At 33.3% G+C, this 12916-nt stretch carries 12 protein-coding genes; all 12 read left to right on the top strand.

Going from position 1 to position 12916, the window contains the following annotated elements; genetic code table 11:
* The first annotated feature begins 11 nt into the window (after positions 1-11).
* The 12 genes from H4V97_RS07055 (at position 12) to rfbD (ending at position 12855) form a co-directional block, all read left to right on the top strand.
* Positions 12-1472, top strand: coding sequence for an O-antigen translocase (locus tag H4V97_RS07055; protein ID WP_209549331.1), 1461 nt, complete (start codon positions 12-14; stop codon positions 1470-1472).
* Positions 1469-2971 carry a hypothetical protein gene (locus H4V97_RS07050; RefSeq protein WP_209549330.1) on the top strand — a complete coding sequence of 501 codons (1503 nt, stop codon included), beginning with the start codon at positions 1469-1471 and terminating at the stop codon, positions 2969-2971. Before H4V97_RS07055 ends, H4V97_RS07050 begins: the two co-directional genes overlap by 4 nt.
* A gap of 17 nt (positions 2972-2988) precedes the next feature.
* Positions 2989-3621, top strand: coding sequence for an acyltransferase (locus H4V97_RS07045; protein WP_245345212.1), 633 nt, complete (start codon positions 2989-2991; stop codon positions 3619-3621).
* A 168-nt stretch (positions 3622-3789) separates the two neighbouring features.
* Positions 3790-4635 (top strand): hypothetical protein, encoded by an 846-nt coding sequence (locus H4V97_RS07040; RefSeq protein ID WP_209549329.1) that lies wholly within the window; start codon positions 3790-3792, stop codon positions 4633-4635.
* 28 nt (positions 4636-4663) lie between these two features.
* Entirely contained in the window at positions 4664-5587 is a 924-nt protein-coding gene (locus H4V97_RS07035; RefSeq protein WP_209549328.1) for a glycosyltransferase family 2 protein, read from the top strand.
* A gap of 200 nt (positions 5588-5787) precedes the next feature.
* Complete coding sequence (locus H4V97_RS07030) at positions 5788-6957, top strand: glycosyltransferase family 4 protein (protein WP_209549327.1); 1170 nt, start codon at positions 5788-5790, stop codon at positions 6955-6957.
* A complete protein-coding gene (locus H4V97_RS16015) occupies positions 6958-8145 on the top strand; it encodes an EpsG family protein (RefSeq protein ID WP_209549326.1) in 1188 nt (395 codons plus the stop codon).
* Positions 8146-8164: 19 nt separating this feature from the next.
* Entirely contained in the window at positions 8165-8902 is a 738-nt protein-coding gene (locus H4V97_RS07020) for a glycosyltransferase family 2 protein (RefSeq protein ID WP_245345211.1), read from the top strand.
* Between the two features lie 225 nt (positions 8903-9127).
* The gene (locus H4V97_RS07015; RefSeq protein ID WP_209549324.1) at positions 9128-10234 is read left to right on the top strand and encodes a glycosyltransferase; all 1107 of its coding nucleotides are present in this window, start codon (positions 9128-9130) and stop codon (positions 10232-10234) included.
* On the top strand, positions 10234-11133 hold the full coding sequence (locus H4V97_RS07010) for an NAD-dependent epimerase/dehydratase family protein (RefSeq protein WP_209549323.1): 900 nt from the start codon (positions 10234-10236) through the stop codon (positions 11131-11133). Before H4V97_RS07015 ends, H4V97_RS07010 begins: the two co-directional genes overlap by 1 nt.
* Before the next feature lie 102 nt (positions 11134-11235).
* Positions 11236-11784: a dTDP-4-dehydrorhamnose 3,5-epimerase gene (rfbC, locus tag H4V97_RS07005; RefSeq protein ID WP_209549322.1), complete on the top strand. Its 549-nt coding sequence runs from the start codon at positions 11236-11238 to the stop codon at positions 11782-11784.
* 213 nt (positions 11785-11997) lie between these two features.
* On the top strand, positions 11998-12855 hold the full coding sequence (gene rfbD, locus H4V97_RS07000) for a dTDP-4-dehydrorhamnose reductase (RefSeq protein WP_209549321.1): 858 nt from the start codon (positions 11998-12000) through the stop codon (positions 12853-12855).
* Positions 12856-12916 lie beyond the last annotated feature (61 nt).

Raw genomic sequence — 12916 nt, 5'->3', positions numbered from 1 at the left:
ACAGGAATATAATGAAAGCGACTTCCATATTTGGGGGAGTTCAAGTCTTTACCATCTTAATTTCTATTATACGGTCGAAGTTTATAGCTTTATTTCTTGGCGCAACAGGTTTAGGGATTGTTGGTTTGTTGAATTCAACAACCAGTTTAATTGGAGGAATTACAAATTTTGGTCTAAGTACTAGTGCCGTACGAGATGTTTCAGTTGCCAACAACAACGGCGATGATATGCGTGTTGGATTGGTGGTAAGTGTTTTAAGACGATGGGTTTGGGTTACAGGAGCTTTTGGAACCTTGTTAGTTTTATTGCTTTCGCCTTGGCTGAGCGAGATAACTTTCGGAAATAGTAATTATATTTGGTCTTTTGCATTGATTTCTGTTACCCTATTATTTAATCAACTTAATATAGGACAATTAGTGGTTTTGCAAGGAATGCAGAAGTTGCAATATTTAGCAAAGGCAAGTCTTGCAGGTAGTTTTTTGGGATTACTTGTTACCGTTCCATTATATTATTTTTTTGGTAACGATGGTATCGTATCTGCTTTAATTATAGCATCTGTTGTCTCTTTTGTTATTTCTTGGTATTTTGCAAATAAAGTTCACATTACTAAAGTTAGCTTGACCAACGAATTAGCTTTTTCTGAAGGAAAAAGTATGTTAAAAATGGGTTTTCTAATTAGTCTTAGCGGTTTGTTGGTAACTGCATCAACATATATAATTCAATTATATATTAGTTATAGAGGAGGAGTTGATCAAGTTGGGTTATTTACTGCAGGATTTTCTATAATAAACACCTATGTTGGATTAGTTTTTACAGCTATGGCAACCGATTATTTTCCCAGACTTTCTGCAGTAGCAAAATCTAATGAATTAAGCAAAAAAACGATTAACCAGCAGGCTGAAGTTTCTATTTTGATTTTAGGACCTATCCTAATTGCCTTCTTAGTATTTATAAAATTGATAATTATTATTTTATATTCTAATACGTTTGTCGCTATCGAGGAAATGGTATTATGGTTAGCGTTAGCTACTTTCTTTAAAGCTACAGCGTGGTCTGTTAGTTTTATTTTGCTGGCTAAAGGAGACACTAAATTATTTTTTTGGAATGAGCTTTTAGCAAACTGTTATGTTTTACTATTTGATTTAGTGGGATATTATTTTTGGGGTTTAGCGGGACTAGGAATATCTTGTTGTGCTACTTATTTAGTTTATTCGTGCCAAGTTATTACTTTAAGTAAAATAAAATATCAGTTTTCATTTGACATTTCCTTTTTGAAGATTTTTTCTATTCAATTTTTATTAGCTGTTTCCTGTTTTGCCGTTGTGAAGTTTGTTGATAAACCATACTCTTATCTCGCTGGTTCAATATTTATATTATTATCCGTCTGGCATTCTTATATCGAATTAGAAAAACGATTAGGACTTAAGATTGCCTTGGCTAATTTTTTAAACAATAGATTAAAAAAAGAATGACCAAGTTAACGCTACCATTAATTCGAAATGTTTTTTGTAAAATAAAATCATTAGCACTTAGAGAGTTTGAAAATAAAAATTATGAGGCTTCATTAAAGCATATCGAAACTGCGGCAGAGATTGCATATAACTTTAATTGGATTTATACTGATGAAGAATTAGAAAATCTATTGATTAATATATCTAATTCAATTATTCTTGAAAAAAAACCATTTATTCCTATTGAAGGAAAAGTTGTTTTTTATGATGTTTTCGCATTAGACAATAGAGGACTTACTCAACAATATTTAAGGGCTTTGATAAGTTGGGGAGTTGAATTGTTATTTATTTTTGAAGGACATGATTTAACACATTCTAAGCAGATAATCAGTGAGATTCAGTCTTATCCTAAAGGAGAATTATTTGTTATAGATAAATCTTTGTCAAGACTAGAAAAAATAAAATGTGTTTATAACAAAATTATTGATTTTAAACCAGAAAAGGCATTTCTTCATTTACAACCTTCTAGTTCAGTTGCTGTAACTGTTTGGAATCATTTTGATGAAGTGACCCGATATCAAATAAACTTGACTGACCATGCCTTTTGGTTAGGAGTTAAATGTATTGATTATTGCTTAGAATTTAGAGATTATGGTTGTACGGTTTCATCTGAGAAGAGAAAGTTGCCTAAAGATAAGTTACTTATTCAACCTTATTATCCAATTTTAGATTGTCAACCATTTATTGGACTTCCATCTCAGATTCCTACTGATTCAATCAAGATTTTCACAGGTGGGTCGTATTATAAAATGTATGGTAAATCAGATATGTTTTTTACATTGTTGAAACTACTTTTCGATTTAAACCCCAAAGTGGTACTCTTATTGGCAGGACATGGAGATGATGCACCAATAAAGAAATTTATCTATGATAATGACTTTCAAAATCGATTGTTTATATTAGGATCGCGGCCAGACATAACTCATGTTTTTGAAAGTTGCGATATTTATTTATGTACATATCCAATTAGTGGGGGTCTAATGGGACAGTATGCAGCAAGATTAGCAAAGCCAATATTATCTTATTCTTCTGATGATTTACGGTGTAATTTTTTAGAAGGGTTTATTAACTTTAATAGCACGTCAAATTTTAAAATTACTCATACTAGCCTTAATTCATTTAAAGTCGAAGCTTTAAAATTGATTGAAAATAAGTCTTATCGAGCTGTTTTAGGTTCACAGAATAAAAAAAATATCATTAGTGTAAAAGAGTTTTCAGAACATTTGAAGAAATTAGTTACTTCGAATAAAATGGAAATTCCTTTCAAACATGAAGTTATAAATTATGTGGCTTTTAGTAATTTATATATTGAGAATGAAAATAATTATTTAAAACAGTTTGATTTTTTTATTGTCAGCCGTTTTAAATTTAACGTCATATTTTTATTTCCTAAAATTGTTTTATCTTTTATTTTTAATCTATCGAACTGGCATCTTTTTTTTAAAAGAATTCTTAAATAATTGACAACGTTTATAAAATGAAGCAAAATATAAAAAAATCAGTATTCAAAATACTCTATTTTTTTTCTTGTATTTTTTCTCGGTCCTTATCGGCTAAATTATCGTTACGATTTAATCAATTATATTCCATGTGGCTATTGAGAGAATTTAACGCAGTAGGCGAAGATTTTTTAATTTCGTCACCATTATATTTACATGGAGGAAAATATATTACTATAGGAGAGGGATTTTCTTGTCAAAAACGATTGCATTTACACGCTTTTGAGGAAGTCTTGGGAGATAAATTCACTCCTGAAATCAAAATAGGAAATCATGTTTCCATACAGCATGATTGTCATATTGGTGCAATAAATAAGATTATCATTGGCAATAATGTTTTGTTGGCAAGTAAAGTTTATATCACTGATCATTTTCACGGTGAAATAACAAAAGAAGCTTTATTACTACCCCCATCGCTAAGAAAATTGTTTAGTAAAGGCCCTGTTATTATTGAAGATAACGTTTGGTTAGGGGAGGGTGTAGTTGTGCTACCTGGTGTAACTATTGGCGAAAATTCGATTGTCGGCGCGAATGCGGTAGTTACTAGATCAATTCCAAGAAATTGTGTCGCTGCTGGGAATCCTGCTCGAGTTGTCAGAGAACTTGCGTAATCAACAAAGCCATCGCTATTTAAAATAAGAAAATAATTTAAGGAAGTATAAAGGCGAATGGTTTTTTAAAAAAAAAAGCCTTTATACAATAATTGATTATTTTAATTGCATTTCATGTGCGTCTTCGCATCTGAATTTTTATATTATACAAAAAAAGTATTTTCCTTCATGAAATTAGCAGCAATAGTAGTTGTTTATTACCCAGATTTAAATGATTTAAAAAAAAATATCCTTCGGTATATTGCTGATGTGGATGTATTGATTCTTTGGGACAATACTCCTAACAGCGGTGACGTTCCAATGTTGATTGATTTGCCCGGATATGAAGAGAAAATACAACAGTTCTCTACTGGGAAAAACGAATTTATTGCTTATCCGCTGAATCAGGCCATTGACTGGTGTATCACGAACCAATATACTCACTTGCTTACGATGGATCAGGATAGTTTATTTGAAGAAGGCAGTTTCGCATTATATAAAAACAGAATACAATTCAATTTGGGAAACAACAACGCTATTTATGGTGTGAATCCAAATAGTACATATGCGTACCAAGATGATTTTTTGCATACCAGCTGGTGTATTACATCTGGTTCCATCTACGATGTTACCGTAATAAATGAAATAGGCGGTTTTAGAGAGGATTATAAAATTGACTGTGTGGATAATGAAATTTGCTTTAGAGCCAATTTACAGGGATACAAAACAGTAGTGGATACCCATTGTATTTTGCATCAGATTTATGGCAATCATCAAAAATCAATTTTTGGCTTTACTACGTTAGGGTATTCTCCTTTCAGGACATATTCTATCTTATGCAATCATATCATGTTGTGGAAGCAATACCCCCAGCAGATAGAAACAATCCTGAAGAAAGAAATTGTTAAAGAGTATTTTATTTACAGATTTGTAAAAGTATTGTTGAGTGAAAATAAGAAAATGGATAAATCAATCGCCTTATTTTATGGTTTTATGGACGGTATTAGAGGCAAAAGAAAAGACAGATTTTGTTAAACCGTAATTTAAAATTTAGCCTTATCAAATGAAAATTACCGTTTCCATCGTAATCGTAAATTATAATACAAAAGATTTACTGGTCAGTTGTATAGATTCCATTTATGAAAAAACAGAAGGGCTTTCTTTTGAAGTACTTGTCGTAGATAATGATTCCCATGACGGATCAGAAGTACTAATCAGAAATAAATTCCCTGAAATTAATTTTATTCAAAGTGGCGCGAATATAGGATTCGGTCGAGCCAATAATTTAGGAATACAAAAAGCAAAAGGGGATTACATTTTTCTGCTTAATTCAGACACTATTTTACTTAATAATGCGATTGCAATTCTTAGTGATTATTTGGATAAAAATAGTTCGGTAGCGGTTTGTGGAGCTAATTTATATGATGCCAATCAGCAGCCAACCGACTCTTTCTGTCAACTAATGCCCGGCATTTATACAGATGCAGATGTTCTTTTTGGGGGTGTTTTTTCAAAACTTCGTTTCGGCAAAAACAGTATTTTTAATCATTCTGATCAAAATTTGATTTTAAATGGATACGTAACGGGCGCTGACATGATGATTCGAAAAAAAGTCCTTGATGAAGTGGGTTTGTTTGATCCGGATTTTTTTATGTATTTTGAGGAAACCGAGTTAACCTCGAGAATAAAAAAACGAGGGTATGCGATAGCATCCGTGCCAGAGGCCAAAATTATACATTTAGAAGGTGCTTCAGAAACGATTAAAGAAAATACCATGCGCCGCATGATAAAAAGCAAATACATCTACTTCGAGAAGACCAATAAAAAGGAATGGATATCTGTTTCTTATCTACTCTTTCTATTGACGGCATGGACAAGAATCGTACTTTTTAAAATCAAAGGCAATCATGAAAGGGATGCGTATTGGGCATCTTGTCTGAAATTAAACCAGTATGAATACCAGCTGTACCGGGAATCTAAAAAATAATCAATGATTAGTGGAGCAGCAACGCAGTTTAATTCAAAATTGATTCGTTCCAAAAAGGTACTTTTGTAACATTTTTTTTTATTGAAGTCCGTTCGCAAATAAAAATTGAAATAAAAATCGGTATTCTAATATACCACTTAACTTTATTTCCTGCCGATGCAGGATTGAAAATATAGTTTTTAAGTTTAACTTCCACACTAATGAATATCTTATATTTCTGTTCGCCTCCATTACTGGATTATTCTGCGGAACAAATAAATGATTTAAAACAACATGTGAATTTGCATGTAATGGTTTGTGTGAGTTTGCAAACCCCCAATCATACCATTTTTAAATTAAAAGATGGTTTTGCTCTCGACGGTATCTATACATTCGATTCGATAAAAGATAAAATTGAAAATATAAAGTTGTTTGAACACTATTTTGCCGGGTGTCAATCCGTTCATTTTGTATTCTTTCCCCCTAAAATAGGAATGAATATCGTACGGATTACTAGAGCGCTTTTCAAACAGCTAAAGCATATAAAACCGCAGATTATTCACTTTGATGATATGTTTGGGAGAATGTTGGCTTTTGCATTATTACTGAAAAACAGAAAGATAGTATTGAACGTGCACGATCCGGTTGCCCACTCAGGGGAACAAAATTGGGGCTATGTGATCATGCGCAAATTTCTTTTTAGTAAGATTGCTGCGTTCGCTACTTTTTCGGAATACAGCAGACTTTTGTTTGAAAAAGTGTTTCATCCTACGGTACCGGTTGCCGATTTACGGTTAGTTCCGTACTATTCGTATGGGGCAATAGGCACTAAAAAGATACCGGAGCTCGATAAGTTGCCCAATGAAAAGTTGCTTTTGTTTTTTGGAAGGCTATCGCCTTACAAAGGAATCGATGAGTTGCTGAGTGCTTTTTCAAAAGTGATTCAAAAATACCCGGATATCAAACTGGTCATTGCCGGAAATGGAAATTATTCCTATCAGTTGCCGGATGAATTAGTCGGTTCGTCTTCACTGATTACCATCAATAGATTTATTGACGATAGTGAAATTAAATCTTTGTTTGAGCAAGCTGATGTTTTAATTTGTCCGTATCGGGATGCTACTCAAAGCGGAGTTTTGATGACAGCTGCTGCTTTTAAAACACCTGTAATTGTGTCTAATGTGGGGGCACTTTCTGAATACATAAAAGACGGAGGGAACGGCTATGTATATGATTTGAAAGATGAAACGGGTCTGGAAAATTGCATATTGCAAATTCTATCGGATTCCAAACCAATTGACACGCTTGGTTTAGTTCCAGATAATGCCGCCGTTTCCAGGAATAGCAAATTGCTTGTAGACCTATATACTCAACTTTTAGCAAGCAATTAAATGATTCCATACATTTTATTTTTTAGCTTTCTTTTTATTATTTCATTGTTCAATTTAATAAAGATTGAGTCCTTTGAAAAAATAGAGAAATTACTTTTTTTTATTTTTTGGTTCGTCCTTGTTTTTTTTATTGGGTTTCGTTATAAGATGGCCAATGACTGGTATAATTACAATACAATAATTCGGGGTATCGAACCATTTTGGGATGTTTTATCGGGAAATGCGACTAATTTTCAAGCGGAAAAAGGGATTGAGTACGGATTTAAGATTTTAATTTCCCTAATTAACATGGTTTTTGATCCGGAGACGAGCAGTAGCCTACAGGCTTTAACAGTATTGGTTTCCGTCTTTTGCTACACGGTATTGTTTTATGTTACTTGGAAAGAAGATACGATAACCTATAAATTTTTATTTTTAGCGACGTTCATTTCCTTTACTATGTTTCGGGAATTTGATATTTTAAGACAATCCATCGCCTTCTATATTTTTCTATTGAGCATCAAATATATTAACAACAGTTTTTTTAAATTTTTTCTTTTAAATGTTTTGGGGTCCTTATTTCATGTTAGCGCATTAATATTCATACCCTTGTATTTCGTTTTTAAAATTAAATTTAGCAGAATCTTTATATTGTTGCTTTTGCTTTTGCATTTGGTCACAATGATCACCCATTTTTCCTTTGTTACTACTATATTGGAAAGATTAAGTACCTATTTTCCCGAATTGATCTTTGCACAAAAACTGTATTTAAATTCTACAACGGCCGAAGCACAAAGTTCCATAAGTATTGTCGGGATGCTATATGCGATTTACCTTTTATTACTTTTTGTTAATTATGAGAAAATTGATTTTAATAATTATAAATTGAGATTCTTTATCAACTCCTTTTTTATTTTTATAATTATCAATATTTTTTTCTCGGACTCCAAGGATATTGCAGATCGTTTTTCATATTATTTTTATTTAGGAGTAGCTTTTGTTTTTGTTTATTTAATTAAATTTATCCCAAAGGCACTCTATTTTCCCTATGTTTTATTAATATTAATTTTTCCGACCATTCGTTTTTCCAGAATTATTTCCAACCCAATGACTAAAAGTGTGCTAGTTCCCTATCGCAATTACTTTTTTGTTACACCTAGTGAGGAGGATAATCTTTTGATTAAGTGGAAAGAAAAGAATGAGGAATAATAGCATAAAAATGAAGAATATGAAAATTTCAGTTTGTATGGCCACCTTTAATGGAGAGAAATTTATTAAAGAACAAGTACAAAGTATAATCAAACAATTGTCTGCGACCGACGAAATAATAATTTCTGATGATGGGTCTACTGATGAGACCATTAACATCATTTCTGCTTTTTTAGATCCAAGGATTCGATTGGTTCAGAACGATTCCAGCCAATTCAAACCCAATAAACAAAGCAGATCCTATCAGGTCACCAGAAATTTCGAGAATGCACTTAGCTATGCTACGGGAGATTACATTTTTTTATCTGATCAGGATGACGTCTGGGAAGAGGATAAAGTCGAAGGATGTCTTTTACTGTTAAAAGATAAAAAAATCAATCTTATTGTTCATGATGCCAATGTTGTGGATGAATCGGATAACGTGATAGCTCGGTCCTATTTTGAAAAAGTAAAGTCACAAAAGGGTTTTTTCAGAAATATTATCAAAAACTCCTATTTAGGTTGCTGTATGGTGTTTGATCGGCGTATATTGTTGAAGTCGTTGCCATTTCCAAAAGATCTTATTGCACATGATATGTGGATTGGCCTTATCGCTGAAAAAAATGGTAAGGTGGCTTTTGTAGATAATAAATTCATTAGATACAAACGGCATAGCGCTGCTGTAACTGCTTCAGGGATGAAAAGTGATAACAGTCTGAATTTTAAAATAAGATATAGAGTCCAGTTTATACTGCAGTATCTTAAAAGTTTTGTTTAAAACGGAAAAGATGAGCCATTATAATTTAATAACGATGTATTTTTGCCTCTGTTTAGGTCAATAATTTTTTTATTTTAGCGAATAAGAAATGTAGTTTAAAGAAAAAAGAGAAAAGGGCCAAAAGTTACCCGTCTATAAGCAGCTTATTCGAAAGGGAAATCTTGGATCATTAGATCTTAGTGCATCGAATGAGGGAATAGTAATAAAAAATAGTTATCCTACGTCATGAAAATATTGAACATCGTAAAATATTACGATCCCTGTCAAGGTGGTATGGAATCAGTTGTTAAAAATATAGTAGAAGGGATTGTTGCCATTTCAGATGCAACAGATTTCACAGTTTATTCCAACAACCATTTAAGGAATTACCGCAAGGAGACGAATCAATTAAATAGGATTACAGTCACCAAAGAAGCGACACCTCTTTACCTAAAAAGCCAGCCTCTCAATTTAAGATATCCTTCCTTAAAGAAATTAATCAAGGACCATAATGTAATCCATCATCATTATCCTTTTCCAACGATGGAGTTCACTTTACTTAGGTATCTAAAAAAAATGGATGATAAGAAATTCATAATCACTTGGCATGCCAATATTAAAAATTCCAGATGGAGTTGGATAGAAAAGGTCTACAACCCAATGATTAAAAAATTATTGGATAGAGCGGATTCAATAGTAGTAACATCACCGCAATTATTTGAAGCATCCGATATTTTAAAAAAATACAGAGAGAAAGTTACTGTTATTCCACTGAGTTTTGATCCCAAATATTGCTTGTCTGAACGCAAAAAATATCCCGAAAATCGATGTTTTAAGTTGCTTTTTGTAGGAAAATTAAGGAAGTACAAAGGCGTAGAATATTTAATAAAGGCAATCGAGACTTTGAATGTAAAACTAACTGTTGTTGGTAATGGCGAAGAGCAGGCAAATTTAGAAGAATTAGTAGACCGCTTAAAGATCAGAGATAAAGTTTGTTTCATTGCCAACGCAAATGACGAAAAATTAGCGCAGGTATATCTTTCTTCCGATTTATTTATTTTGCCTAGTATTAACGAAGCAGAAGCTTTTGGCGTTGTTCAATTGGAAGCAATGGCAAATGGGCTGCCAGTAATCAATACTCGTTTAGATTCAGGTGTTCCTTTTGTTTCCTTACACGATTATTCCGGAATTACAGTGGAACCGGAAAATGCGACAGCTTTACAATTGGCAATAGAAAAAATAATAAATGATAAACCATTGTATGAACTTTTTTCCGCAAATGCTTTAGAAAGGGTGAAACTTTTTTCGAGAGAGAAGATGTCAGAAGCTTATTTACGTTTATATACTAATTAATGCGAAATACAATTATAATAACAGGTGCCTCAGGCTTTGTGGGACAGAATCTTCAGCAGTATCTGAAAGGATTATATGATATACGCGCTATTAGTGTTCGTTATATTCCTAATCAGGCATTTAATTTGAAGGCAGATGCGGTTATTCATTTGGCCAGCAAAGCACACGATTTAAAAAAGGTTTCTAATCCATCCGATTATTATGAGGCTAATTATGAATTAACCAAACAAGTGTTTGACGCTTTCCTACAATCAGATGCCACCGTTTTTATATTTTTAAGCACAGTGAAAGCAGTTGCTGATACAGTGCAGGGAATCTTAACGGAAGATGTTGTTCCGAATCCAAAAACTCATTATGGCATATCCAAACAGCAGGCAGAACAGTATGTAGAATCTCAGGAATTACCATTAGGGAAAAGAGTTTACATCTTACGACCCTGTATGATTCATGGACCCGGCAACAAAGGAAATTTGAATGTGTTGTATCAATTAGTTTCCAAAGGATTACCATGGCCATTAGGGGAATTCAAAAATGAGCGTTCGTTCCTGAGTGTCGAAAATCTTTGTTTTGTAATAAAAGAATTATTGGAGAATGAGGCGGTTCCTTCTGGGATTTATAATGTTTCAGACATTGAAGCGCTATCTACCAATGAATTAATTCACTTATTAGGGCAAAGTTTAGGAAAGAAAAATAAGATTTTGAATATCCGTTCTTCTTGGATACGAAAAATTGCCAAACTAGGTGATACTTTGCATCTACCACTCAATTCCGAACGTTTACAGAAATTGACAGAAAATTATGTAGTTAGCAATCAAAAAATTGTAATTGCAATCGGGAAGCCTTTGCCCATTGAATCCAAAGAAGGTTTGTTAAAAACATTTGATTCATTTAAAAAATAAAAGCATAGTATTTGCCAGACTAAACAATAATTCTCTTTTTTTGTCTAATAAATAATTGCACAAACGAAAGTAACCTTAGTTTTAATAAAATAAAATAATACAATGACCATTGAAAAAACAGCCATAAAAGATTTATTAATTATAACACCAACTGTTTTTAATGACGAGCGTGGTTATTTCTTTGAAGCCTACAACCAAGCCAAGTTCCATGAAAACGGGATCATGTATCAATTTATACAAGACAACCAATCGTTCTCGCAAAGGGGCGTGATTCGCGGTTTGCATTTACAGATTAATCCTTTTGCGCAAGCTAAATTAGTCCGTGTATTAGAGGGAGAAATTTTAGATGTTGCCGTAGACTTGCGTAAAAATTCAGCGACTTATGGAAAGCATTTCAGTGTGGTTTTGAGTGCGGACAATAAAAAGCAATTGATGGTTCCTCACGGATTTGCTCATGGTTTTTCGGTGTTAAGCGAAACGGCTTCTGTCCTTTACAAGGTGGACCAATTGTACCATAAAGACAGCGAAAGAGGGATTCGCTTTGATGACCCTACTTTGGCAATCGATTGGCAGATAAATCCAAGTGAAGTGATTGTTTCCGAAAAGGATTTGGTATTGCCGGGGTTTGATGCAATTGATTGGGAGTTTTGAAAAGAGTTTAAAGTTTAAGGTTTAAAGTTGTCGGTTGGATTGAGCATTTTTAACCGCAAAGTCCGCAGAAAAGATGCAAATAATGCAAAGTCTGTGTCACCTGTTGTTAAACGCAAAGAACAAAGGAAATTCAAAAGAGAGAAATAGAAAAAAAATAAAAAAAACGATACTGTTTCGTGCTAAAAAATAAGACGAAAGCATACTACACAAATAATGAAAAAAATTTTAGTAACAGGAGCAACCGGACAATTGGGTTCGGAATTGGAGGTGTTGTCCAAAAATTATGGTCAATTTGAATGGTTTTTTGCCGACAGAACGCAAGTTTCATTAGATGATTTGTCAGTTTTGGGAAATCAGTTAGAAAAGATAAAACCGAATATTATTTTGAATTGCGGTGCGTACACAGCAGTCGATAAGGCAGAAACTGAAAACGATTTAGCGGATGCCGTAAATCATTTGGCTGTGGCAATAATCGCCACCTATGCCAAAGAAAATAATGCAAAATTAATTCATGTTTCTACTGATTATGTTTTTGACGGTACGTCCGCCACTGCCTTGACTGAGGAAGCAAAAACAAATCCTATCAATGTATATGGTGCAACAAAATTAGCAGGAGAAAAGGCTTGTTTGGAGGCTAATCCAAATGCCATCATTATAAGAACTTCATGGGTCTACAGTAACTTTGGGAATAATTTTGTGAAAACCATGTCTCGGCTGATGCAAGAAAGAGACACTTTGAATGTGGTCAATGATCAGGTCGGAAGTCCAACCTATGCGGCCGATTTGGCGCAAGCCATCATGACTATTGTTACCCATAGTAAGTGGCAACCCGGTATTTATAATTTTTCAAATGAAGGAGAAATTAGTTGGTCCGAATTCGCTTTAGCAATTAAAGAAATTGGCCATTTTGACTGTAATGTCAGTGGAATCCCATCATCAGCTTATCCTACACCGGCGAAACGACCTGCCTATTCTTTATTGGATAAAAGTAAAATAGCAAATGCATATGGTGTTGAAGTGCCTGATTATAAAGCGAGTTTAAGAAAATGTATGGAATTGCTGAAAGGGTAAATTTTTAAGGTTTAAAGTTTAAAAGGTTTGAAGTTTAAGGTTTGACGTTGTAAAGAAGTTT

Source organism: Flavobacterium sp. CG_23.5 (genome assembly GCF_017875765.1).
Lineage (GTDB): Bacteria > Bacteroidota > Bacteroidia > Flavobacteriales > Flavobacteriaceae > Flavobacterium.
This window is presented reverse-complemented; position numbering and strand designations above follow the sequence as displayed.

Coding starts and splice junctions, on each gene's coding strand:
- H4V97_RS16015 (WP_209549326.1), top strand. CDS start 6,958: ATGATTCCATACATTTTATTTTTTAGCTTTCTTTTTATTATTTCATTG.
- H4V97_RS07020 (WP_245345211.1), top strand. CDS start 8,165: ATGAAAATTTCAGTTTGTATGGCCACCTTTAATGGAGAGAAATTTATT.
- rfbC (WP_209549322.1), top strand. CDS start 11,236: ATGACCATTGAAAAAACAGCCATAAAAGATTTATTAATTATAACACCA.
- H4V97_RS07055 (WP_209549331.1), top strand. CDS start 12: ATGAAAGCGACTTCCATATTTGGGGGAGTTCAAGTCTTTACCATCTTA.
- H4V97_RS07010 (WP_209549323.1), top strand. CDS start 10,234: ATGCGAAATACAATTATAATAACAGGTGCCTCAGGCTTTGTGGGACAG.
- H4V97_RS07050 (WP_209549330.1), top strand. CDS start 1,469: ATGACCAAGTTAACGCTACCATTAATTCGAAATGTTTTTTGTAAAATA.
- H4V97_RS07040 (WP_209549329.1), top strand. CDS start 3,790: ATGAAATTAGCAGCAATAGTAGTTGTTTATTACCCAGATTTAAATGAT.
- rfbD (WP_209549321.1), top strand. CDS start 11,998: ATGAAAAAAATTTTAGTAACAGGAGCAACCGGACAATTGGGTTCGGAA.
- H4V97_RS07045 (WP_245345212.1), top strand. CDS start 2,989: ATGAAGCAAAATATAAAAAAATCAGTATTCAAAATACTCTATTTTTTT.
- H4V97_RS07035 (WP_209549328.1), top strand. CDS start 4,664: ATGAAAATTACCGTTTCCATCGTAATCGTAAATTATAATACAAAAGAT.
- H4V97_RS07015 (WP_209549324.1), top strand. CDS start 9,128: ATGAAAATATTGAACATCGTAAAATATTACGATCCCTGTCAAGGTGGT.
- H4V97_RS07030 (WP_209549327.1), top strand. CDS start 5,788: ATGAATATCTTATATTTCTGTTCGCCTCCATTACTGGATTATTCTGCG.